This window comes from Nonomuraea aurantiaca, from assembly GCF_020215705.1.
GTDB lineage: Bacteria > Actinomycetota > Actinomycetes > Streptosporangiales > Streptosporangiaceae > Nonomuraea > Nonomuraea aurantiaca.
The window spans coordinates 58510-82106 of the sequence record NZ_JAIWNB010000005.1 but is presented as its reverse complement, the minus strand read 5'-3'; the positions used below and the strand labels follow the sequence as shown (position 1 = coordinate 82106).

Sequence of the window (23597 nt, the reverse complement as noted above, 5' to 3'; positions counted from 1 at the left end):
CTTCCACGAGCACCCTGACCATATGGCCCTCGACCAGCTCAACAGCACCGGGAATGATCGCGTCCGCCTTTCGCGTTGCGTGGATCGGACATTCTCGACAGCTTGGAGATACGCAACATGCCACTCAAAGGTGAGTACGAGCCGAGCACGACGCAGTTTGTACGTGACCAGGTGGAGCTGTACGAAAGCTCCGGCGGTACGGAAGGAACCACGCTGGGCAGTCTGATCGGGTCGGAAGACGCGAAGCGGCGGGACCTGCCTGTCGTCATCCTGACCACCTTGGGCGCCCAAAGCGGCAAGATCCGCAAGTCCCCGCTGATGCGGGTGGAACACGGCGGCTCCTACGCCGTGGTCGCCTCCTTGGGAGGAGCCCCCAAGCACCCGGTCTGGTACCACAACGTGGTGGCCGACCCTCGGGTGGAGCTTCAGGACGGCCCGGTGCGCCAGGACATGCTGGCACGTGAGGTGACCGGGGACGAGAAGGCCGTGTGGTGGGCTCGAGCCGTCGAGGCGTACCCGGACTACGCCGAGTACCAGAAGAAGACCGACCGTGAGATCCCCGTCTTCGTTCTGGAGCCCGCGGCCGAGGAACACTGACATGACATGTCTGTATGGTGACGCGGTACTCGGCTCTTGACTAGGGCAGTAGGACCCACAGGTCGTAACCTGCCGGAGGGTAATAGCAGGCCCAATCCTTCCATCGACCGGCCTCCTTACCTGCCTCTCCTGCTGCGAGGCAATAGTCAAGTCGGCTGAAGTGAGCCCACTTCGTCCAGCCTGGAGGAGCCTGTACGGACTGGATATACCGGGCCGTTGCCTGGCCGGCAGCCGATGCAGGCGTTGTGGTGGACATCGCGGTCGCGGTCGCGGCCGTTACCAGCGCGATGGAGACCAGGGCTACTTTTGTGTTCATTGACGCCTCCTCAGTTGCTGTCGCCGGCCGGGCATTGCTGGGCGGGCGTTTCAATCCTGGCTTTCGGTAAATCCTTTCTCCAGGGCTTCGACGGGACATTTCCCGGACATGCGCGGGGAGAATTCGTAGAGTCATCAGCCGTGACTGTTTGTTTCGCGGGACTTAGGGGTCGATGAGCGGTCGGTCACCGGCGTGCGGCTGGGCAGCGGGGCGCTGCGGTCGCAGGGGCCCGTCTCGCGGGAGAAGCCGACCGCCGCACAGCGGGCGCGGCTGGAAGCCGAACCGACCCGTGAGCTGTTGGCGCCCGGGTTCGCCGACGACCAGCGCGGGACTCTGGCCCTGATCCCCGCGGAGCAGGCGGATGAAACCGCGTCCGAGTTGTAACTCCCTCCTTACTTGCTGGGAGTGACCATGTCGTCGGCACCCTGCTCGGCCAATCCTTGACACGTGATCATTCTGGCGTTCATACTCCGTTCAAAGCGCTTCGACCAGCTTTCGACGCCTCCCATTCGATGGCCGGGCCTTGACTTTTATCTCGATGGTCACCTCCCTTTTTGTGTGCACGCACGACACCCCCCAGAGCGCAAGGAGTGACGGCTCGACAATGCATTCGGGAACGTTAGGACGTAACGCACGGCGAGGATTGTTCATGGTCCTCACCGTCATGCTGGTGGGAACGGTGGGCGTCTCGCCGGCATTCGCCCACTGGAACGGCACCGGTCAGGACATCGCCAGTATTCATATCTACCCCTACAGCTATAACGGCACCTGGCAGACGCCGATGAACAAGGCGCTGTCCAATTGGAACGCGACGGCGAGCCCCGCCAATTTCTACAAGAACTCGAATTCGGGTTCGACGATCACGGTGAAGTCCTACAGCAACACCTATTACGGGCACTATCAGAGGTGCGGCGGGATGTGCATGTACGTCCGGCTGAACTCCCGGACGATCAACAGGGACGCGTCGAACTTCTCGAACTTCGTCACGAGCACGTTGGTTCACGAGCTCGGGCACGCGTTGAACCTCGCGCACAACTCGGGCACCTCGATCATGAATTCGAGCAGGAACCGCAACTCGATGACCAAGCCCCAGTCGCACGATGTCGCCGACGTCAACGCCTACTACTAAAGGAGGCCGGCCCGTGCTACGGCGTCTTGGCGCACTTGTCTTCGCCGCGGTGTTCGTGACCGCATGCTCGGCGCATGAGGAACCTGTCCTCTATCGAGCCGACTATCCCCAGTACCAGAGCGCCGACGCGCTCTTCGACAAGGCGACCCTGGTCGTCGAAGCCCGCATCGTCGGAGAGCCGCGTTATCTCCAGGAACAAGAGGAAGCGCCCGATCCCGCAGAGACAGATCCGAACCTGAATCCCAACGCGGGAGCCCCGGCCGGGGTGGCTGCTCAGCCCGAGGCCCCGCAGACGGTCATCACCGTCTACACCGCCCAGGTGACAAAGGTCTTCAAAGGTCAAGCCCAGGTGGGGCAGTCCATCGAGGTCAAGGAGCTCGGGGGAAACTTCGAAGGGGTGACCTATGCGGAGGAGCACACCACTCCGATGAACCAGGACAGCGGCTACGTCCTGTTCCTGGAAACCTACCCTGACTCGCCCGCCGCATTGCTCAACCCCGTCCAGGCCAAGTATCCGCTGGACACCTCCAGCAACCCCGAGTCGCTGCCGGACAACACCCTTAAGCTGACGCGTGCCGAACTGGAAACGATGTCTTAACTCGGAAACATCCCACCCCGAACAGCCCGCCTTGTGCGGGCTGTTCGGCGCGTCGTGGATGGGCCGCAAGCCATCCATGTAAATCATCGCCTCGTAACAGGTGATCCGGGCGATACGGTAGGGCTTCATGAGATCCGTCCACGTCATGATCGCGGCATCCCTCGTAGCCGTCCTCACGGGATGTGGCGGCGAGGCGGACGGCTCGGCGGCACCGGAGCGGCCGGCCCAGGTCATCGCTCCGAGTGCCACCCAGACGCCCTCCCCGCAGGCGGGGGCCATGGGGCTGCCCGCGCCTGATGTCCGCATTCCCACCGACCCCGTCAAGCTGGCCGATGCTTTGAAGAAGACGACCACCGCGCTGAACGAGGCGATCGACGGCTGGACCAAGGGGGCGCAGGAGCGGCCGCCGCAGGACGTCGTACTGCTCTCCCTCCATCAGCAGCGCATCTACCGGGCGATGGCCCGCAGCACGGCGCTGACCCAGGGGGTCGTCAGGCGGTTGCCCAAAAGGCTGGCCGCTGAGGCGCGCGACAACACCACGGCCATCGGGAAGCTGCTGTCCATGGCCCGTCCGATCAGCGCGGCGCAGCGCAAGCGGATGCGCCTGGTGGAGCCGCTGCCCGCCGAGCGCTTGCGCGGCCACATGGTGCGGGCCGAGAAGCGGTTCGGCGTCGAATGGGAGGTGCTCGCGGCGATCATGCTCGTCGAGACGAAGTTCGGACGGGTCAGGTCGGCGAGTTCCACCGGGGCACAAGGGCCCATGCAGTTCATGCCGGGCACGTGGCGGCAGTACGGGCTGGGCGGGAATGTCCACGACGCGCGTGACGCGGTGCTCGCCGCGGCCAACTACCTCAAGGCGTCGGGGGCGCCGCGAGACTACCGGCGTGCGGTGTTCGCCTACAACCACGACACCCGGTACGTGGATGCCGTCCTTGCGCACGCCCGTCAGATCAAGCGCGATTCACGCAGCTTCTACGCGTACTACAACTGGCAGGTCTTCGTCCTGTCCGCGCAGGGCGATGTCCGCCTGACCGGCCCCCGCTGACCTTTGCGCGTACGGTCCCTCCGCTTCCCCGCACGGGCGGGCGAGGCCTGTTTCGCCGAGGGACTCGACCCCGGCCAGCCAGGTCTGGTCGGTCATGGGTTCAGCCTCCCGCATATAGCGGACAGGATCGTTCCGTGATCTGTGGAACGATGAGCGCGACCGTCGAACCCGACAAATCTGATGTTATATGGCCGAACGCAGTTACGATCTTACTCCCTGTAGACTATCGTGACTTTCTGGAAATTCCGGTTTCCCGTTTGCTCATCGTTCCGCTGACCGAGGATGCCCATGTCGCCTGGCACCGCGATGCCTCAGTCTGAACCGCATCAGGCACTCAACCGCGCCGGCGTCACGGAAGGGCGATCGTCACATCGACGCGATCCCGGCCAGCCACCGCGCGAGACCCCCATGCGCCGCTAACGCAGGCTCTCCGGCGGTCGACAGCGCTCCGCCGGCTTTCCCCCAACCCCAGGATTGTCATGCCGCCAGACTCCTTCAGCGTCCCGATAATGATCGGCGCCGCCGTTCTCGCCCTCGTCCTCGTGGGCGTACTGATTCTCCACATGCGTGTACGCCGCGACCTGGCCCAGGCCCGTGATCAGGTCGTTCGGGCTCGTCAGGCTCAGGAACACCTGACGGGCGAGTCCAGCGCCAGGGACCAGCGGTTAGTGCGGGCGGAGCGCCAGGCCAAGGAGAGCGCGGAACTGCTGCGCGAGGCACGCGCCCAGCAGGATCTCGTGCACGCCGAGACCGAGTACCTGATCTCGAAGCGGATTCCCGCCCTGCTGTCGCACCTGCGCGCCCCGCACGTGATCGTGCCCGGCGTACAGAACCCGGCGCTCGCCGGCACGAACGTCGAAAGGCTGCACCGCGCCATCCTCGACACGCTCACCCGCGGCGTCCGCGAGGAAGGCGAGCGCATCGACGAGGCGGCCCAGGCGGTCGTCAGAGGCGCGATATCGCGCGTACAGACCCAGGCGCTACGCGCCCAGGACCTGCTCGCGGACGTGCAGCGGCGCTACAGCGGCGACGAGCACACAGCGCTGCTGCGCGAGGTGCTGGGGCTCGACATGTTCAACGAGCTCATCATCCGTCGCGTGCAGGTCACCGGCATCGCCTGCGGCGCCACGCCCGGCCTGTCGCGTGACGACACCTATCTGGTGGACCTCATGGTGGGCGCGATCTCGCGGGTGGAGAACTTCGAGCAGCGCATCGAGGGCCCGGCCAACCACCTGCGCCGCCGGATCGGGGTCGCCGCCCGCGCGGCGGAGTCGATCCTCTTCACCACCGCCGAGCTGCTCGCCAACGCGGTCCACCACTCCCACGGCACGCTGAAGGTGACCATCGCCGTGCACGAGACCAACAACGGCGCCGCCATCGTCATCGACGACGCCGGCGTCGGCCTCAACGAGGAGCAGTACGCCCGCGCGACCCGCCTGCTGAGCGGCACCCACCCGGTCCGCCTGGTCGACCTGGGCAACCCGCCCCGCACCGGCTGGGCCGCGATCGGTCGCCAGGTCGCGCACTACGGCATGCAGGTCACGCTCAAGAAGAGCGCCTTCGGCGGCGTCCAGGCCGTGTTGAGCATCCCGACAGCCCTGCTGGTGGAGATGCCCGAGGGCAGCAGGCCGTCGGTGCTGGCACCCGAGCCGGTCCGCGCCCCCGTTCCGACCGCCGCCACGGTCATCCGATCGGAACCCGCGGCCGCCTTTCGACCGGAGCCCGTCGCCCCCTCCGTACGGCCCGAGCCCGCGGAAACGCGCCGTCCGGAGCCCGCGACGGGGCCCAGGCAACGGCATGACCAGACGGAGGATCTGGCGCCGCTGCCGCAGCGCCGACGGCAGCCGACGCGTGCCGCGTCCGGCTCCAGGCCCACCGGCGGACCGGGCGGCCCCGGAGGCTCCGACGACTCGGGCGGCAGGTTGCTGACCACTCCGGAAGAGGCCCAGAAGCGGTGGGGAGACTTCCAGGTCGGAGCCGAAGCGGGCCGCCGCGAAGCGCTCCCGCCCCAGCGGCATGACATCACCGAAGGGATTTGACCGCTCCATGGACACTCACAGTGCTTCCGGTCGTGTTCAGTCCAAGGGTCGCCCGTTGTCCCTCGACGTGTCCTGGGTCCTGTCGCCCCTGCTGGCACTGCCCGGAGTCGCCCGCGGCGTGGTGCTGAGCCGTGACGGGCTCATCCTCGGTGGCTCGGCCGACGTCAGCACCGAGAGCGGTGAGCGTGCCGCTGCCATGACGAGCTCCGTTCTGGGAGCCGCCCGCGCCCTGTGCGACGGCCTCAGCAACGGCGCCGAGGGTGAGGTGGTCGACATCGTCATCTCCGCCGGCAGCGGCTACTACTACGTCGCCCCGGCCGGCGACCGCGCCGCCATCGTCGTCGCCGCCACCGGAGCGGTCAACATCGGCTCGCTGGCCTACGAGGTGCAGCTCCAGGTGCAGAAGCTGATCAAGGCTCTCGACGAGGCCAGCGCGGCCAGAGTGCCGGGCGTCCGGACATGACCTCCGGACGGCAGCGGCGGCGGGTCGTACCGGACTACATGGCCGCCGCGAGGTTGACCCTGCCCGAGCACATCACCGTCGAGCGCACGACCCTGGTCTCCATCGTGCCCGACGCCGCCACCGAGGGGCTCGACCCTCCGGGGTCGCATCTGCTGGCCCTGCTGCGGGACGGGCCGTTGTCGGTGTACGAATGCGCCGCGCATCTGGGCCTGCCCTACTGCGTGGTGCGGTTGCTGGTCGCCGGGCTCGTCGGCGGCGGAACACTGCTGACCCGCGACCCGCCGGCCGCCGACTTGCCCGACATCGAGATCTTGGAGTTGGTGCTCAGTGGCCTCCGCGCTCTCTGACAGCCGTATCAGTACCGAACACATCCCGGTCAAGCTGGTCATCGCAGGACCGTTCGGCGTGGGCAAGACGACCATCGTGAGCGCGCTCTCGGAGATCAGGCCCCTCAACACCGAGGAGGTACTCACCGAGGCGGGCACGCTGGTCGACGACCTCACCGGCGTGAACGAGAAGACGACCACGACCACCGCGATCGACTTCGGCCGTCTCACCCTGCCGGGTGTGGTGCTCTACCTGTTCGGCGCGCCGGGACAGACCCGGTTCCAGGTCCTGTGGGAGGAGCTGGTCCGTGGCGCGCTGGGCGTGCTGGTGCTGGCCGACACCCGCCGCATCGACGACAGCTTCGCCGTACTCGACCTGGTGGAGAACGCCGGCATCCGCTACGCGGTGGCCGTCAACCACTTCGCCGACTCGCCGGATTACCCGCTGGAAACCGTGCGCAAGGCGCTCGACCTGGACCCGAGCACGCCGCTGGTGGTGTGCGACGCCCGCGACCCCGCCTCCGCCCGCGCCTCGCTGATCGCGCTGGTGGAGCACATCAGAGAGCTGGTGCTGTCATGACCCTGCGCTACATGCCCGACGCCGGGCGCCTGTACGGGGAGGAGTACGCCAGGGACCCGCAGGCGATCTATGCGGAGCTGCGCCGACGGCACGGCGCGGTCGCGCCCGTCGAGATCGCCCCGGGCATCGAGGCCCACCTGGTGATCGGCTATCAGGCCGCCGTGGACGTGCTCACCAACGCCGGCGGCGTCTGGAGCAAGAACCCCAGCGCCTGGCAGACCCGGCTCCCCGATACCCCGGACGCCGCGGGAATGATCGCCATGCTCGGCCACCGGCCCAACGCGCTGTACTCCGACGGGGCCGAGCATGCCCGCTACCGAAAGGTGATCTCCGACTGCTTCACGCTGGTCCAGCCGCACAAGCTGCGCCAGATGGTGATCGAGGTGTCCGACTCGCTCATCGCCCAGTTCGCCGCGAAGGGCGAGGCCGACCTGGCCGCCGAGTTCGCCCGCCCCATCCCGCTGCGCGTGTTCAACCTGCTCTTCGGGCGGCCCGACTCCGACAGCGTCGCCCTGAGCAAGGCCCTGTCGGACATGATGGAGGCGGACGGCGAGGTGGGCGCGCGAGGCAGCGATGAGTTCGGCCGCTACATCGGCGAGCTGATCCAGTCCAAGTACGCCCAGCGGGGCGACGACCTGACCTCCTGGTTCATCGACCATCCAGCCGGGCTGGATGGTGAAGAGCTGGTGCATGCCATGGTGCTCGTACTGGCCGCGGGCTTCGACCCCACGTCCAGCCTGATCTCCAATACGATCTCCCGGATGGTCAGTGACGACCGTTACTACAGTTCCCTCTCCAACGGCGCGCTCAGCACGTACGACGCCCTGATGGAAGCCCTGCGCGCCGAGCCCGCCATGGCGAACTACGGCCCGTACTTCGTCCGCCGGCCCGTGCACTTCCACGGCACCTGGATCCAGCCGGCCGAGCTGGTCCTCGTCTCTTATGCCGCGGCCAATACCGAGCCTGCCAGCGTGCCTGAGGAGCAGCGCTCCGACGGCGGCGCGTACCTGGGCTTCGGCGCCGGGCCGCACCGCTGCCCGGCCAGCGACCCGGCCGTGCTCATCGCCATGACCGCGATCGAGCGCCTGACCTCTCACCTGTGCGACCTCGAACTGACCGTGCCGCGTGAGGAACTGCTGTGGCGGCCGGGCCCGTTCCACCGCTCGCTGGCGCACCTGCCGGTGCGCTTCACTCCTATCCGCCCCGATCAGCCAGGAGAATCCCCTTGGGCTCCGCACTCCCCGTCGTCCTCGACCCCTTCGGCGCCGACCTCCCCGGCGCGGTCCGCCGGTTACATGACGACCTCGGCCCCCTGGTCCTCGTGAACTCCTCCCCGGCCTGAACGGGAGTGCCCAGCTTGGTGCCGGGTTCGGCAGGCGATCTGTACGTCGCGGGCCCTCTCAGCTCGTCTCCCGCTGAGTGTGCAGGTGGAGGTCGCGGAGCAGGCATACCTCGGCCAGATGGTGGATCAGCTCGCGGTTGATGTGCAGCACCAGCGCTGCCAGGGGATACTCGGCGTACGGTCCCTCCGCCTCCCCGCACGGGCGGGCGAGGCCTGTTTCGCCGAGGGACTCGACCCCGGCCAGCCACGTGGCGTACTCCGCGTCGAGCTGGGCCAGAGCCGCGTCCGCGGTCGCGGCGTACTCGAACGACCGGTAGTCGGTGGGGGCGCGACCGAAGTGCGCGGCGTTGCGCACCGCGAGCACGCCGACGATCACGTGCCCGAGTCGCCAGGCGATCGTGGTGAACGGTGGCGGGTCGGGCATCGGCATCGCGAAGTCGATGGTCATCGCGCCGGCTCCGGCCCGCACCGGGGCGGTGCCGGTGCCGCGCGGGCGCACGTTCCAGCAGCCGGGCGCCGGCTCCCAGAAGTATTCGTCGTCGGTGAGCCCGTCGAGGCGCTCGCGCAGCTGATGGGTCCAGTGCCAGGCGGTCTGGTCTCGGAGCAGGGTGTTCCAGGTCTGGTCGGTCATGGGTCCAGCCTCCCGCATATCGCGGTCAGGATCGTTCCGTGATCGGTGGAACGATGAGCGCGTGAGCGCCGAGGCGACGACCGAGCGGCTGCCGCGGCTGCCGCCCGTAGGCATGATCACTAGGCATGATCACTGCCATTTCATCGAGCTTCGGGTCGTCCAGTAGGTCTGGGGGTCCTCGGTCAGTACGGCCAGGCGCTCGTCCAGTTCCGTGTCCCAGCCGGCCCGCGTCGCGGTCAGGTTGCTGCTGAACTGATCCACCGAGGCGGCCCCGCTGAGCACCACGTCGGCCCACGGTTGGGCCAGGATCGCGGCCAAGGCCAGGGCGTCCGGTGTGACGTCGCGTTCCCGGGCGGCACGGGCGAGCGCGGCGGGGGCGGCGTGGGAGGTCAGGCGGCCGTTCGCCACACCCTCCTTGACGATCACGCCCAGGCCGGACCGGTGCGCCCGGGCCAACGCAGGGCCGGCGGATCGCTCCAGCAGGTTCCAGGTGGCCTGGACCGTGTCGAACAGGCCGATCTCGATCGCCCGGTCGATGGTGTCCGCCTGGCGCGGGCCGGTCGTGGACAGACCGACCGAGACGCCCCCGGCGCGCAACTCGCGAAGTTCGGTCAGGATGTCCTCGTCGCCGAGCACGCCGCTTTCGACGGTGGCCGAGTGGATCTGGTAGAGCGACAGGTGCTCGCCCAGCAGCGCGCGGGTCTGGTCCAGCTGGTGGCGCAGCCGGTCGGCGGACAGTTCCTTCGCCTCATGCAGGTCGGCGTCCATCCGCCAGTCGCCGACGTAGGCGTAGCCCCATTTCGAGCCCACGGTCACGGCCCCGGGCGCGATGCCGCGCTCACGCAGCCAGCCGGCGAGGAACTCCTCGGCTCTGCCGTAGGAGCGGGCCACGTCGAAGTACCGTACGCCGGCCGCGAGCGCCGCATCCAGCACCGCCCAGGTCCGCGCCCGCATCGCCGTGACGCTGCGATCACCGCCGAGATCCTCCTCCCGGCCGAGGGTGATGTACGCCGGCCGGCCCAGCGCGGCCAGCCCGATCCCCACCGGCGTGACCGGCAACCCGCTCCGCCCCATCGGCCGCACAGTCAGCTCATCACGCATCTCGGCGCCTCTGCTTCCCTAGTCGGTGTACCGTCCGTACACCACATGCTTCCCACGCTATTGGCGCCGTGAGCGGGATCATGTCACACCATCGTGGGTTCCTTGGGCTGATGGCATGTGCTGGGGGCGTTCGACGATCAGGCCGGTTCGGGGCCGCCGAAGTACGCGTCGTCTTCCGACTTGGCGACGCCGGAGCCGACCGCGCAGACCGCGCAGTCTTCGAGTGGCTGGAGGAGGACTCCGTACCAGCGGAGCACGCTCTGCCGGTCGATGGACACCCCCATCGGCTCGAGTCCCGCGTGGGTCAGCTCGCGGCGGTTGATCCACTGGTGGATCGGGGCGACGAGGTCGACGCCGAGGGTCGCGAAGGCGGGCGACTCGCCGTCGAGCAGCTCCAGCAGCCCCCGAGGATCAGCGGAAGGCCCTCCTCCAGGCACATCCGGTTGATCAGCAGCCGGCTCTCCCGGCTGTCGGTCGCGCAGATCACCAGATCCGCCTCGACGTACCTGATGAGGTCCCGTACCTGCTGGCGGGTCCGTCCGCTCAGGTGCAGGGCGCTGGTGAAGACCCGCGCGGCGGGATGATGCTGATGCACCACGTCGCGCATGGCGTTGGCCTTCAGCCGGCTCACGTCCGCGAGCCCGCACTCGTGCCGCGAGACGTTGGTCGCGGGCCGAGGTGCGGGCGGTGCACGGCGCCACCGAGACCCTCGTCGGTCCCGGGGCGAGATCGACGCGGAGCTCCTCGCCCGGCCCGAGCATCGAGGAGACCGACGACTGTTCGGCCCCTCCTCAGGCAACCGAGCACACTGCCCGACCTGTCCGGAAAGGATCTTTCGGACCGACGACCTGACATCATGTACCGCGGCAGAGTCGATCTAGCTAGCACACCGACAGGAGATGGGGGCGCATATGTCGCTGGGCTTCGATCCGGGGAACGGCGGTTTCTACGACGCGGGGGTGCTCCTCCACGACATGCGGGAGAGTATGTACTCGCTTATCAACATGGGAGATCACGTCGCCCTGCCGCCGCTCGCCCTCAGCGCGGCCGGGGAGTGGCCGGCCCGGCACCGGTACAACGACATCTGGGACTCGTTGCGGACGGAGTTCCATGCCGGCATGCAGGTGGCGGATGACCTGTGTGATCGGGTGTTCACGTCCGCGCGGACGCTCACAGCGGCGGAGAGCGCCGCCGAACGGGCCGTGCTCGACGCGGTGGCGAAGTCCAGGGCGGCCGGCGGGAAGCGCCCCGTGGATGAGGACACCTGGGAGGAGGACCCGGACCTCTACAAGCTCCATTCGTTCGGGGAGGAGCTCCGCGGCGCTTTCGGCCTCCTCGCCAAGACCACCGGGCCGTGGCTGGCCGGCGCGGCGGGCCTTGCGGCCGGTGCGGGTACCGGCGTCGCGGCGGGTACCCGATGGAAGAACGAGGCCGCGGGGGAGGCCCGGCGCCGCGTCGCCGGGGTCGAGCGTTTGGAGTCGAGGCTCGCCGGCCTGAGCGCGGAAGGCGATTCGATGAACAGGAGGTGGCCGAAGCAGTTCGCGCCTTTCCGGGAAGCGAACCCGGACGGCTGGAAGCGCGACATGGTGAGAGGCTACGCCAACACGGAGAGGGATCTGGGGAGGGCCAAGTCCGAGCTGGCGAGCTGGAGCAAGACCACCGATGCCAATCTGAAGAAGGCACAGAGGTTCAGCTGGTCCGCGGTGGCCGCCGGGCTCGCGTGGGCCTCGCTGGTCATCCCGTCCGACGAGACCCTGGACCGCGCGGTGCTCGGGTGGCGAGACCTAGCCTGGCAACTGGGGGAGACCTTCGGCCATGACACGGCGGCGGTACGCGAGGCGGTGCTGAGCTCGTGGCAGGACGCCTCGAGTTCGGAGGCCGATCTGCGTCTGCTGGAGTTCCTCGCCGCGGGAAACGTGCTCACCGAGCGGGTCGACCGGCTCTCGAAAGCTCTCGCCACGACGGTCGAGGCGCTGAAGGTCATTCATTGGATCGCCATGGCTTTCTCCATCATGAGCGCTGTCGGGATCATGGCCTACGGCATCGCGGGAAGGCTGAATCCCCAAGCCAGACTGTTCGCCGAATTCCTCGGCTCGCGCCTGACCATGGTGATCCTCGTCATCGCCGGTCTCGCGCCCGTCGCGGCCGTGCAGGGCGCCGAATGGTACGGCGCCCGTGACATCGACGTGTCGACCAAGGTGGGCGACCGCGAGATCACCGGCTTCAAGAGCCTGCAGGCCACTGCCTGAGGGCACCCGTACCGAGTGCCGGGCCGGCCAGGTCCGCGCCCGCATCGTGGCGACGCTGCGATCACCGCCGAGATCCGAGGAGCGATGCGGTTCCGGTGTCAGGACGCCGCGAGCCGGAGCGCCTCCGCGGCGACCGCGTGGCGCAGGCCGCGGATGCCGTCGCGGCCCCGCACCGGGTGTACGGCGTTCGTCAGCAGCACCACGGTGAGCCCGCGGGTCGGGTCGACGACCAGTGAGGTGCCGGTGAATCCGGAATGGCCGAAGGCGGCGCCCAGCGGTCCCACGATGGCCGGGTCGCCGATCCGTACGCCGAGGCCGTGCCGGAACGCGGCGCCCTCCGCTCCCTGGTCGCGGACCATCTCGGCCACGGTCTCCGGGCGCAGCAGCGCGCCGCCGCCCAGCCGCAGCGTCTCGCCGAACGCCAGCAGGTCGTCGGCCGTCGCGAACACGCCCGCGTGCCCCGCCACGCCGCCCAGGCCGTACGCGGTCTCGTCGTGCACCTCGCCGCGCACACAGCCGGGTCCCCGGCGTTCGGGCTTCCACTCGGTGGCGGCGATCCGCGGGAGCGTCGCCGGGCCCGGCCGGAAGTCGGTGTCGGTCAGGCCGAGCACGCCGGTGACCCGTTCGCCGACCAGCGCGTCCAGTGGCGCGCCGCCCGCCAGTTCGGCGACGCGGCCCACCATGACCATGCCCACGTCGCTGTAGAGATACGGCCCGCCGACCGGGCCGGTGACCGGGGTGCCGACCATCGCCGCCATGCGCGCGGCCGGATCGGCGCCGGGCAGTTCGAGGTCGATGCGGCGGGTGGGCCGCAGACCGGCCGTGTGCGTGAGCAGGCGCCGCAGGGTGACCCGAGGGTCGGCGCCCGGCAGCCAGGCCGCCACCGGCTCGTCGAGGTCCAGGCGGCCCTCCTCGGCCAGCGACAGCACCACGGCCGTGGTGAACAGTTTGCTGATCGAGGCCAGGTCGAAGACCGAGTCGCGGGCCGCCGCCGGCCGGTCGGCGGTCAGGGTGCCCTCGAGGTCGGCATAGCGGACCAGCTCCCCGGCGACGGCCGAGGCCGCCACCGAGCCGTCCACGGAGATCAGCGCCACCGCCGCCGAGCACACGCGCGGCACGCCGTCCGCCAGGATCGCGTCCAGCCGATCGGACATCGTTCAGCCTCCCCGTCGGTCCACCAGCTCGTGGGTTCACCGCGCCCACGAGCCGCTCACTCGCCCAGCCGCTCAGTCGCTCAGTCAGTCAGCTGCTCAGCCGGTCAGCTGCTCAGCGCGTCGCTGAGTCGCTCGCCGTGCGATTCCAGCAGGGCGCGGGCCCCGCCGGCGTCGAGCCCGTGCTGGATCATCAGCACCGCTATCTTCGCCTGCCCGCCCGCCGCGTCCAGCGCCTTGCCCGCCGTGTCGTCGTCGGCGCCGGTGATGTCGCGCACCATGCGGAGCGCCCGGTCCGCCAGCTTGCTGTTCATCGCCGACATCTCGATCATCTTGTTGCCGTACGTACGGCCGAGCCGGACCATGGAGATGGTGGAGATCATGTTGAGCACCAGCTTCTGAGCCGTGCCCGCCTTGAGCCGGGTGGAGCCGGTCACCACCTCGGGACCCACCACCACCTCGATCGCGTGCTCGGCGGCGGCCGACAGGGGCGCGCCGTCGTTGCACGAAAGGCCGACGGTCAGCGCCTCCCGCCGGGTCGCCTCCGCCAGCGCGCCGAGCACGAAGGGGGCCCGCCCGCTGGCCGACACGCCCACCACCGAGTCGAGCGGGCCCACCTCCAGCTCCGCGAGCGAGGCGGCGCCCGCGGCGGCGTCGTCCTCCGCGCCTTCGACGGAGCGGGTGAGCGCGTCGTGGCCGCCCGCGATGATGCCCTGGACGAGCGACGGATCGGTGCCGAACGTCGGCGGGCACTCGGAGGCGTCGAGCACGGCCAGCCGCCCCGACGTACCGGCGCCGACGTACAGCAGCCGCCCGCCCTCGGCCATGCGCGCGGCGATCGCGTCGATGGCGGCGGAGATGACCGGGATCGCGACGGCGACCGCGGCGGGCACGGCGGCGTCGGCCTGGTTCATCAGCCGGGCGACCTGCTCTGTCGGCATCCGGTCGATCTGGCTGTAGCGGGGATCGCTCTGTTCGGTGGGCAGCTCGGGGAGCGGATCAATCATGACGCTAATTTCCACCCTCTACTTCTCTCTTGTAAATATCTTTCAGACAATGGGTTCATGACGTACGTACGCACTGGCGCCGAACGGCTGGCCACGGATCCCACCCTGGCGGGTGGCACCCGGCTGGGCCTGATCACCAACCCGACAGGCGTCCTGCCTGATCTGACCCCCACGGCGGACGCCCTCAGCGCGGCCGGAGTGCCGCTGACGGCGCTGTTCGGCCCGGAGCACGGCATGCGGGGCACCGCTCAGGCGAACGGCAGCGAGTCCGACACGATCGACCCCAGAACCGGCCTGCCCGTCTTCAACACCCACAAGGTCTCCGGCGCGGCGCTGGACGAGGTGGTGGCGGGCGCCGGCGTCGACACGCTGGTGTTCGACATCGCCGACGTGGGCACCCGCTTCTACACCTACATCTGGACCATGTACGACCTGATGGCCGCGGCCGGCCGGCTGGGCCTGCGGTTCGTGGTGCTGGACCGGCCCAACCCGCTCGGCGGGACCGTCGAGGAGGGGCCGCTGCTCGACCCGGAGTTCGCCAGCTTCGTCGGCAGGTTCCCGCTGCCGGTACGCCACGGCAGGACCGCGGGGGAGCTGGCCACGCTGTTCGGCTTCGACCTGGACCTGCGCGTGGTCACCATGGACGGGTGGCGGCGCGGCATGACGTTCGCCGAGACCGGGCTGCCCTGGGTGATGCCGTCGGTCAACATGCCGACCGTCGAGACCGCGTACGCCTACCCGGCCACCGGGCTGTTCGAGGGCACGAACTTCTCCGAGGGACGCGGCACCACCCGGCCGTTCGAGCTGGTCGGCGCGCCGTACGTCGACGACCGGTTCGCGCCCGCGCTCAACGCGCTCGGCCTGCCCGGGGTGCGGTTCAGGGAGACCTGGTTCACGCCGACGTTCCACAAGCACGCGGGCACGACCGTGCACGGGGTCCAGCTGCACGTGCACGACCGGGAGGCGTACCGGCCGGTGCTGACCGGCCTGTCCATGCTGCACGTGGCCCGCACGCTCTATCCGGGCGAGCTGGCCTGGTGGGGGCCCGAGCTGTTCATGGACCACCTGTGGGGCTCCGACACGCTCACGAGGTGCCTGGACGCCGGGGAGGACCCACGTGCCCTCTGCCCCGACCCCGCCCATCCCGAAGGCCGGCTCCTCTACTAGCGGCGCACCGCAGGTTGCGGAGTCTGCACCTACGGTGGCCGCGTGAAGCGGCGCACCGAAGATGGCGGAATCCGTACCGGCGTGTGACATCACGCCAGATCGCGTCGGTAGAGCCAGAAGACGCGTTCGGCCCGCGCGCCCACGGCGCGCGAGTAGAACCGCAGCGGCCCGACCCAGCCGATCTGCGCGCTGGATTGTCCGGCGGCGCGCATCTCGGCCAGGCAGCGGCGCAGCAGCACGCCGCCCACGCCGAGCCCGCGCGCCTCGGGCGCCGTCCCCATCGGCCCGAACCAGGCCGGCCGCGCCCCCCAGGCGGCGAACCCCAGGATCCGCCCGTCGCGCTCGGCGTAGTGCAGCCCGGCGGCGCCGGCGGCCTCCCAGGCCCAGTTCTCGTTCCAGTGCTCACGCACAAAAGCGGCAACCCGCTCCCGGTCCGCCCCGGCCGCGTGCACGCTCACTCCGGCCTCGGCCAGCCGTGCCGGCTCCTCTTCGACGGACAGGTCCGGGCCGAGGTCGGCGGTCATGTTCCAGGCCACGTGGTAGCGCTCGTAGCCGAGGCGCTCCGCCAGGCACGCGGCGGCGGTGTAGCGCACGTCGATGCCCGGCCAGGCGTAGCAGGGCGGGTTCCCGGCGAAGCGCGCCTGCCTCGCCCCCGCCGACCGTAGCCACTCCTCGGCCGCGCCGACCAGCGCCCGGCCGTGCCCCCGCCCCCGCGCGTCCGGGTGTACGGCCAGCAGATCGAGGTGCCCGACGGCCGGATCCTTGGCGGACACCGAGGCCATGACGACCCCGCCGTCCATCACCAGCGCGGTCCAGCGCCGACCGGCGGGCGGCCGCGCCAGCCGCTCGACCAGGGCCGCCCCTTCGCCGCCGTCCAGCGTGAGCGCCGCCCGCGCCACCTCCGCGGCGGCCACGAGGTCGGCGGCGTCGGCCTGCCGGATCGCCGCCGCGGCGCCCGCGAGGTCGGCGGCGTCGGCCTGCCGGGTCACCGGAATCACACCTCGCTCATCGGGCGCGCGATGACGCTGCGCCGCCGCGGGTAGTAGCAGGCGTGCTCCTGAGGTACGCCGTCCGTCACCTGGAGCAGCGGCCGCTCGTCCGTGCACCCGTCGCCGCGGAACGGGCACCGGGGCGCGAACAGGCACCCGCTGTCGGACTGGTCCTCGGCGAGCGACTCCAGCGGCACCACCGGCTCCTCACCGGGCCGCTCCAGCCCGTGCAGCACGGGGATGGCGGACAGCAGCGACTGCGTGTACGGATGCACCGGGTCGGCGATGATCGTGTCCACCGGCCCGCGCTCCACGACCTGGCCGCGGTAGATCACGTACAGCTCGCTGTCGCCGCCGATGTAGCGCGCGGTGGCCACGTCGTGCGTGATGAACAGCACGCTGACGCCCAGCCGCTCACGTAGGTCCTTCAGCAGCGCCAGGATGCCGAGCCGCAACGACACGTCGATCATCGAGACCGCCTCGTCGGCGACGAGCATCTCGGGGTCGACGGTCAGCGCGCGGGCGATCACCACGCGCTGCCGCATGCCGCCCGAGAGCTGGTGCGGGTAGCGCGACAGGACCGTTCCGGGGTCGAGGCCGACCAGCGACAGCACCTCGGCGGCCCGCTCGTCGATCCAGCCCTCGGGCCGACCGGTCTGCCCGGCCCGCAGCGCCAGCGGCGCCTGGAGTGTCTGGTAGATCGTCCGGGTCGGGTTCAGCGCCGAGTAGGGGTCCTGGTGGATCATCTGGATCTTGCGGAAGTGCGGCTGCCGCTGCTTGACCTTCAGCGGCGACATGGGCGTCCCGTCGATCGCGATCTCGCCCGCGTCGTAGGTCTCCAGCCCGGCGATGATGCGCCCGAGCGTGGTCTTGCCGCAGCCCGACTCGCCGATGAACGACGCGGACCCGCCCTTGGTGATCGCGAAGTCCACGCCGCGCAGCGCCGGGACCTCCCGCTTGCCGAGCATGTTGCCGCGCTGCTTGAACGTCTTGGTGATGCCCGTCCCGGTAATCACGAAGCGTGCTCCTTCACCGTCACCGCGTGGCAGGCCACGACCCTCGCTCCGTCGGCCACCACCGAGGGATCGACGGTGTCGCACACGTCCATCCGCTGCGGGCAGCGCTCCCTGAACACGCAGCCCTCCTTGGGCACCGTCGCCAGTGTCGGCGGCCGTCCCGGCAGCGCCCTGGCCTCGTCGATGTCGCCGACCAGCCGGGGGATCGCCTTGATCAGGCCCCTGGTGTAGGGATGGCGGGGCGCGCCCAGCACTTCCCTGGTGGGCCCCTGCTCCACCAGGCGTCCGCCGTACATGACCGCGAGCCGGTCGGCCACCTCGGCCACCACGCCGATGTCGTGCGTGATCACCAGGGTGGTCAGGCCGCGCTCGGCGTGCACCTCACGGACGATCTTCAGGATGTTCGCCTGGGTGATCATGTCCAGCGCGGTCGTCGGCTCGTCCAGCACCACCAGGTGCGCGTTGAGCACCAGCGCCAGCATGATGCCGACCCGCTGCCGCATGCCGCCGGACAGCTCGTGCTGGTGCGAGTCCAGCACCCTGGCCCCGTCGAGGCCCATCCGGCCCAGCAGCTCCCTGGCCTCGCGGACCAGGCCGGGCAGGTCCTCGACGCCGTGCGAGCGGCCCAGGTCGAGCAGTTGCTTGCCGACGGTCTTGAGCGGGTTGAGGGAGTTCTGGGCGGCCTGGAAGACGTACCCGATGTGGGCGCCCCTGGCCTTGCGCAGCTGCTCGCCCGCGAGCCCGACCACGTCGCCGAGCCCGTCGATCTCCACGCTGCCCGCCGCGATCCTGCCCGGCGGCTGCACCGCGTTGAGCAGCGACAGGGCCAGCGTGGACTTGCCGGACCCCGATTCGCCGACGATGCCGGTGATCGTGCCGGGTTCCAGGGTCAGGCTGATGCCGCGTACGGCGGGCAACTCGCCCGCCGGCGTCTTGTAGACGACCGTGAGGCCGTCGATGCGCACTCCCGGTGCTTGGTCCGCCACTGCTACTCCTCACGCAGCCGGGGGTTGAAGATCTCGTCCATGGCGTCGACCACGAGCACGATGCCGAGGGTGAGCAGCAGGATCGCCAGCAGCGGCCCCAGCAGGTAACCGAGCGCGTTCGGCGTGATCATGGCGCCTGCCTGGAACACGGCCAGGTTGAGCATCACGCCCCAGTTGTTCGCCTCGTACGGCAGGACGCCCAGGAAGAACAGGCCCACCTGCGCGTAGACGGCGCCGGTGACCGCGATGAGCATGTTCATCGCGATGTACGGGGCCATGCTCGGCAGCAGTTCCTTGCCGATGATGTGCCTCGTGGACAGGCCCAGCCCCCGCGCGGCCTCGATGAAGCCGCGTTCGCGCAGCGAGAGCGTCTGGGCGCGGACGGCCCGCGCCACCCCTCCCCAGCCGAGCAGGCCGAGCACCAGGCCCATCTGGATCGGGCTGCCGAACTTCCAGACCATCGCCAGGACCAGCAGCAGCGGCAGGCCGGGGATGGTGAGCTTCATGTCGGTGATCCGCATGAGCACGCTGTCCCAGCGGCCCCGCTTGAACCCGGAGAACAGGCCGAGCGTCGTACCGAAGACCACCGTGATGACCGCGGTCACCGCGGCGCTGAGCAGGACGTAGCGGGAGCCGGTGATGACCAGCGCGAGCACGTCCCTGCCCTGGGGGTCGGTGCCGAACCAGTGCGCCCAGCTCGGCGCCTGGGTGATGGCGTTGGAGTCGTCCGGCAGCTGGTCCGGATAGAACATCGGCCCGAAGGCGCCCATGAACGCGAAGCCGGCGATGATGATCACACCGGCCAGCCGACTGGGCTTGCGCTTCATCACCCGCCAGACGCCGAGCCAGAAGTTACGGCGCATGGTCGCGGCGGCGGACGCCGTCTCAGGGATCAGCACGGTGCTCATGTCGAGTCCTCTCCGCTGCGTACCCGCGGGTCGATCACCGTGTAGAACAGGTCGGCCACGATGTTCGCCACGATGACCGCGGCGGTGATCAGCAGGAACGCCCCGCCCATCAGCGCGTAGTCGCGGGTGTTGATGCTCTCGATGAGCAGCCACCCGAGTCCCGGATAGTTGAAGATCTTCTCGATGAAGACCGCGCCGCCGAGGAGCAGCCCGAGCGACAGGGCGAGGATCGTGAACAGCGGCAGGATCGCGTTGCGCGCGATGTAGCGGAAGATGATCGAGCGCTTCATGCCGCGCAGCTCGGCGGCCAGGATGAAGTCGTCGCCGAGCACGGTGACAACGCTCGACTTCATCGCCAGGACCCAGCCGCCGTAGGCCGACAGCGCGTACGTGGCGATCGGCAGCACCGCGTGCTCGGCCAGCGAGCCGAGGTAGCCGGCGTTGAAGCCCGGCTCGAACATGATGTCCACCGGCCCGTCGGCGGGCAGGATGGGGATGAGCGTGGCGAAGATGACCACGAGCAGCATCGCCAGCACATACTGCGGGATGCCGTGCAGCAGCGAGCCGGAGATGGCCAGGGCGTCGCCCAGCTTGCTCTTGCGCTTGATGGCCGCGTAGACGCCGAGGATGACGCCGACGAGGAAGCTGAGCAGCGTGCCCCCCAGCACCGGCAGGATGGTCCACTTGGCCGCCTCGCCGAGCACGCCGAGCACGGGCTGCCCCGGGCGGCTGACCGAGGTGCCGAGGTCGAGGTGGAGCAGCCCGCCGATGTAGTCGGTGTACTGCTGCCACAGCGAGCCCGTCGGCTGGAACCCGTACAGCACCTTGACGGCCTGCGTAGCCGCCTCCGGAGACATGCCGCTCTGGAGCAGCTTGTCGTACTGGGCGGCCATGGGGTCGCCCGGGATGTTGTTGATGATGAAGAAGCTGATCGTTGCGACCACGATGATCATGACGAACCCGCGGGCCAGGTGGCCCGCGAGTCGGCGTGCGATAAGCGTCATAAGTTACTGCTTCGACTTGACCATGCCGAGCTGGATCCACACACCGGAGGCGAGGACGCCGGTGCCGAGACGAAGGATCTCGTCGTCGTGGGGCCAGCCGGTGAATCGGCTGTTGTTGACGAACTGGTTGTTGACGTAGTCCCAGAGCTGGATGACCGGCAGGTCCTGGTTGGCCGCCTTCGCCAGCTGCGCCATGATCGGCTTGGCGGCCTCCTCGTTGGCCGAGTTCAGCTTGCCGGTCAGCTCACCCGGGTCGATCTTGGCGCCGTCGACCTCGATCTGTTCGGGGCCGCCCATCCAGTTGCCGTTCTTGCCCGCCGGGGAGTGCTCGATCTTGCCCGCGACGTTGGTCCAGCCGTTGGAGGCGCCGTAGAGGCGCTGGAAGATGTCGTACGGCGCCGGGCCGAGCGCCATGAGCCAGAAGCCCACGTCATACTTGCCCGCCGCCAGCTCCTCGAGGTAGACGGGGTAGTCGGGGCTGGTCTGGATCTCCGCGTCGATGCCGGCCTTGATCAGCTGGCTCTTGATGTTCTCCTGCGCCGACAGCCAGTCGGAGAAGCCGGCCGGCGCGTGCATGGACACCTTCCACGGCTTGCCGTCGGCCAGCGTCCACTTGCCGTCCTTCTTCGTCAGCCCGGCCGACTTGAACTCCGCCTCGGCCTTGGCCGCGTCGGGCTTGTACGGGTCGAGCTTCGGAAGCGTGTCGGGGATCCAGGCCTGCGCGGCCTTCTGGTGGATGCCGCTGGTCGTGACGGCCGGCGTGCCGCCCTCGGGCGAGGCGACCTTGGTGACCTGGTCGCGGTCGATGAGGTAGGCCAGGCCCCTGCGCACGTGCACGTTGTCATAGGGCTTCTTGGACTGGTTGAAGGCCATGCTCACGGCGACCGGCGAGTAGCCCTTGATGACCTCGTTGCCCGGACCCTGCTTGATCCGGTTCATCACGTCCGTGGGAGCGGCGACGAATCCGGACTGGTCGAGCTTGCCGGCGGTGAGGTAGTTCCAGATCTGCTCGTTGCCGGTGTAGTTGAGGAACTTCACCTGCGCCGGAGCCACCTTGGCGGCGTTGTAGAAGTTCTTGTTCTTGACCAGCAGGGCTTCTCCGGGGTTGACCCGCTCCAGGACGAACGGGCCGGCGGAGACGTCCTTGGGCGGGGCGAAGGCGATCACCTTCTGGCCGATGGCGGTGATCTCCGTACGGGCCTTCTCGGCCTCCGCGCCGTCGCCTCGGGCGGTCTTGAGCTTGTCCCAGAAGTCCGCGGGAAGGACGCTGCTCCACACGTGGGCGGGCAGGACGGCCGTGTCGAGCACGCCGCGGGCGAACTTCGGACTGGGGCTGGCCATGTCCTGCGTGATCTTCAAGGTCTGGTTGTCGACGACTGTGACCTCGGCGGCGGCGCCCGCCGCGCCCGGGGTGACCGAGAAGGCCGTGCTCCCCTGCGTGTAGGCGATGCCGATGGACATCTTGACGTCCTCGGCGGTGACCGGCTTGCCGTCGGACCACTTGGCGTTCGGCTGGAGCTTCAGCGTGATCGCGGAGTTGTCCGGCGCGATCTCCCAGCTCGCCGCGATGCCGGGCAGAGCCTGGTTCGGGTCCGTCAGGTGGTTCTTGACCCACGCGATTCTCATCGCGTTGAAGCCTGAGAACGAGTTGCCCTTGGGGTTGTACGGGTTGGCCGGGGCCGAGGCGTCGAGGCCGGGCCGGTTGACGTCGATCGTGGTGAAGAGCCCGCCACCACCGCCCGAGCTGGACTTGTTGGTGGAGCCACTGCTGCACGCTGTGGCAGTGGCCAGGCCCAGCAACGCTACTACCGCTGCTAGTCGCTTCATGTACCGCTCCGGGGAGTGTCGGACCTGCTGAGGATCGCGTGGGATTAGCCGGACCCTACGGTCACGCACAGGTCACGTCAATAATCTCCAGATGTTGTGAGGCTAATGTAACTTTCCTTCATGCCCCATGTCGATGGCGCTCGGCGCCATCAGCCCAGCATAAGCACCGCAGCCCCGTTGACCTGCCCATCTGCCAGATCGCGGAGCGCGGAAGCGGCCCTGTCGAAGGGATAGCGGGTCGTCGTCACGTGCGGCGGACGCCCGAGTGCCAGGTCCAGATAGGCCCGTCCATCGGCCCGGGTGTTGGCGGTCACGCTCCGTAGTGTTCGTTCCTGGAAGAGGTGGCGCTCGTAGTTCAGCGGGGGGATGTCGGTGAGGTGGATCCCGGCCACGGCGAGCGTGCCGCCCCGGTCGAGCGCCGCCAGCGCCACGGGCACCAGATCGCCCACGGGCGCGAACAGGAGGGCCGAGTCCAGCGGCTCGGGCGGCCGGTCTCCGGCGGAGGCGGCGCCCAGCTCCAGGGCCAGCCCCCTGGCGGCGCGGGACCTGGTGACCACGTGGACGACGGCCCCTTGGGCGATCGCCGCCTGCGCGGTCAGGTGGGCGGACGCGCCGAACCCGTAGACCCCGAGCCGGCCGCCCTCCGGCAGGTCGCAGCGGAGCAACGCCCGATAGCCCACGATCCCGGCGCACAGCAAGGGCGCCAGCTTCTCGGCGGGCGGCCCTTCGGGCAGGGCGTAGACGTAGGCGGCGGGCACGGTCAGATACTCCGCGTAACCGCCGTCGGCATCCCACCCGGTGTGGGCCGACGAAAGGCAAAGATTTTCTTTACCGTCCAGGCAGAACCGGCAGGCGCCGCAGGTCCACCGGAGCCAGGCGACCCCGACCCGCTGCCCGACGTCCCCGTCCCCGCTGACCACGCGCCCGACCACCTGGTGGCCGGGCGAGATCGCGGGGTGCCGGGGCGGCAGATCACCTTCGACCAGGTGCAGGTCGGTCCGGCACACACCGCAGGCCTCGACCTGGACCAGCACCTCTCCGACACCCGGCTCCGGCATGGGCTTGTCCACCAGGACCAGCAGCCGGTCCGGATCCGGAATCCACGCCTTCATCGAGGCCCCCTCAG

General features: G+C 69.4%; 23 protein-coding genes and 1 pseudogene. 11 read left to right on the top strand and 13 right to left on the bottom strand.

Annotation, left to right across the window (positions count from 1 at the left end; genetic code table 11):
- Positions 1-117 precede the first annotated feature (117 nt).
- From LDL49_RS14360 to LDL49_RS14320, 9 genes are all read left to right on the top strand, one after another.
- Positions 118-597, top strand: coding sequence for a nitroreductase family deazaflavin-dependent oxidoreductase (locus LDL49_RS14360; RefSeq protein ID WP_225291526.1), 480 nt, complete (start codon positions 118-120; stop codon positions 595-597).
- Between the two features lie 965 nt (positions 598-1562).
- Positions 1563-2042, top strand: a complete 480-nt coding sequence (locus LDL49_RS14355) for a zinc metalloprotease (RefSeq protein WP_225291525.1) — start codon at positions 1563-1565, stop codon at positions 2040-2042.
- Positions 2043-2055: 13 nt separating this feature from the next.
- Positions 2056-2640 (top strand): hypothetical protein, encoded by a 585-nt coding sequence (locus LDL49_RS14350; protein ID WP_225291524.1) that lies wholly within the window; start codon positions 2056-2058, stop codon positions 2638-2640.
- A gap of 127 nt (positions 2641-2767) precedes the next feature.
- Entirely contained in the window at positions 2768-3685 is a 918-nt protein-coding gene (locus LDL49_RS14345) for a lytic transglycosylase domain-containing protein (protein ID WP_225291523.1), read from the top strand.
- A 509-nt stretch (positions 3686-4194) separates the two neighbouring features.
- Positions 4195-5724 carry a hypothetical protein gene (locus LDL49_RS14340; RefSeq protein ID WP_225291522.1) on the top strand — a complete coding sequence of 510 codons (1530 nt, stop codon included), beginning with the start codon at positions 4195-4197 and terminating at the stop codon, positions 5722-5724.
- 55 nt (positions 5725-5779) lie between these two features.
- Positions 5780-6187: a roadblock/LC7 domain-containing protein gene (locus LDL49_RS14335; protein ID WP_225291521.1), complete on the top strand. Its 408-nt coding sequence runs from the start codon at positions 5780-5782 to the stop codon at positions 6185-6187.
- Complete coding sequence (locus LDL49_RS14330) at positions 6184-6534, top strand: DUF742 domain-containing protein (protein ID WP_225291520.1); 351 nt, start codon at positions 6184-6186, stop codon at positions 6532-6534. The genes LDL49_RS14335 and LDL49_RS14330 overlap by 4 nt, the downstream gene beginning before the upstream one ends.
- The gene (locus LDL49_RS14325; protein ID WP_225291519.1) at positions 6515-7093 is read left to right on the top strand and encodes a GTP-binding protein; all 579 of its coding nucleotides are present in this window, start codon (positions 6515-6517) and stop codon (positions 7091-7093) included. Before LDL49_RS14330 ends, LDL49_RS14325 begins: the two co-directional genes overlap by 20 nt.
- A complete protein-coding gene (locus LDL49_RS14320; protein WP_225291518.1) occupies positions 7090-8418 on the top strand; it encodes a cytochrome P450 family protein in 1329 nt (442 codons plus the stop codon). Before LDL49_RS14325 ends, LDL49_RS14320 begins: the two co-directional genes overlap by 4 nt.
- Positions 8419-8493: 75 nt before the next feature.
- Here LDL49_RS14320 and LDL49_RS14315 read toward each other — a convergent pair whose 3' ends face one another.
- The 4 genes and pseudogenes from LDL49_RS14315 to LDL49_RS59155 all read right to left on the bottom strand — a co-directional run.
- Entirely contained in the window at positions 8494-9066 is a 573-nt protein-coding gene (locus tag LDL49_RS14315) for a DinB family protein (RefSeq protein ID WP_225291517.1), read from the bottom strand.
- 129 nt (positions 9067-9195) lie between these two features.
- Positions 9196-10167 carry an aldo/keto reductase gene (locus LDL49_RS14310; protein ID WP_225291516.1) on the bottom strand — a complete coding sequence of 324 codons (972 nt, stop codon included), beginning with the start codon at positions 10165-10167 and terminating at the stop codon, positions 9196-9198.
- Positions 10168-10304: 137 nt separating this feature from the next.
- Positions 10305-10604, bottom strand: a complete 300-nt coding sequence (locus tag LDL49_RS14305; protein ID WP_225291847.1) for a hypothetical protein — start codon at positions 10602-10604, stop codon at positions 10305-10307.
- Positions 10605-10609: 5 nt separating this feature from the next.
- A pseudogene (locus tag LDL49_RS59155) lies at positions 10610-10774 on the bottom strand (hypothetical protein); the annotation flags it as partial.
- 304 nt (positions 10775-11078) lie between these two features.
- On the opposite strand from LDL49_RS59155, the gene LDL49_RS14295 reads away from it, so the two are divergent.
- A complete protein-coding gene (locus LDL49_RS14295; RefSeq protein ID WP_225291515.1) occupies positions 11079-12416 on the top strand; it encodes a hypothetical protein in 1338 nt (445 codons plus the stop codon).
- Between the two features lie 98 nt (positions 12417-12514).
- On the opposite strand, the gene LDL49_RS14290 is transcribed toward LDL49_RS14295, so the two are convergent.
- Together LDL49_RS14290 and murQ are read right to left on the bottom strand one after the other, a co-directional pair.
- Complete coding sequence (locus tag LDL49_RS14290; RefSeq protein WP_225291514.1) at positions 12515-13570, bottom strand: serine hydrolase domain-containing protein; 1056 nt, start codon at positions 13568-13570, stop codon at positions 12515-12517.
- Between the two features lie 104 nt (positions 13571-13674).
- Complete coding sequence (murQ, locus tag LDL49_RS14285; RefSeq protein WP_225291513.1) at positions 13675-14574, bottom strand: N-acetylmuramic acid 6-phosphate etherase; 900 nt, start codon at positions 14572-14574, stop codon at positions 13675-13677.
- Positions 14575-14631: 57 nt separating this feature from the next.
- Between murQ and LDL49_RS14280 the strand changes: the two genes are divergently transcribed.
- Positions 14632-15741 (top strand): exo-beta-N-acetylmuramidase NamZ family protein, encoded by a 1110-nt coding sequence (locus LDL49_RS14280; protein WP_225291512.1) that lies wholly within the window; start codon positions 14632-14634, stop codon positions 15739-15741.
- Between the two features lie 89 nt (positions 15742-15830).
- Here LDL49_RS14280 and LDL49_RS14275 read toward each other — a convergent pair whose 3' ends face one another.
- From LDL49_RS14275 to LDL49_RS14245, 7 genes are all read right to left on the bottom strand, one after another.
- On the bottom strand, positions 15831-16739 hold the full coding sequence (locus tag LDL49_RS14275; RefSeq protein ID WP_225291511.1) for a GNAT family N-acetyltransferase: 909 nt from the start codon (positions 16737-16739) through the stop codon (positions 15831-15833).
- A complete protein-coding gene (locus LDL49_RS14270) occupies positions 16736-17746 on the bottom strand; it encodes an ABC transporter ATP-binding protein (RefSeq protein WP_225291510.1) in 1011 nt (336 codons plus the stop codon). Before LDL49_RS14270 ends, LDL49_RS14275 begins: the two co-directional genes overlap by 4 nt.
- Positions 17743-18732, bottom strand: a complete 990-nt coding sequence (locus LDL49_RS14265; RefSeq protein ID WP_225291509.1) for an ABC transporter ATP-binding protein — start codon at positions 18730-18732, stop codon at positions 17743-17745. Before LDL49_RS14265 ends, LDL49_RS14270 begins: the two co-directional genes overlap by 4 nt.
- A 2-nt stretch (positions 18733-18734) precedes the next feature.
- The gene (locus tag LDL49_RS14260) at positions 18735-19640 is read right to left on the bottom strand and encodes an ABC transporter permease (RefSeq protein WP_225291508.1); all 906 of its coding nucleotides are present in this window, start codon (positions 19638-19640) and stop codon (positions 18735-18737) included.
- Positions 19637-20644 (bottom strand): ABC transporter permease, encoded by a 1008-nt coding sequence (locus tag LDL49_RS14255; protein ID WP_225291507.1) that lies wholly within the window; start codon positions 20642-20644, stop codon positions 19637-19639. Before LDL49_RS14255 ends, LDL49_RS14260 begins: the two co-directional genes overlap by 4 nt.
- Positions 20645-20647: 3 nt before the next feature.
- A complete protein-coding gene (locus LDL49_RS14250; RefSeq protein ID WP_225291506.1) occupies positions 20648-22471 on the bottom strand; it encodes an ABC transporter substrate-binding protein in 1824 nt (607 codons plus the stop codon).
- Positions 22472-22620: 149 nt separating this feature from the next.
- The gene (locus LDL49_RS14245; RefSeq protein ID WP_225291505.1) at positions 22621-23583 is read right to left on the bottom strand and encodes a zinc-dependent alcohol dehydrogenase family protein; all 963 of its coding nucleotides are present in this window, start codon (positions 23581-23583) and stop codon (positions 22621-22623) included.
- Positions 23584-23597 lie beyond the last annotated feature (14 nt).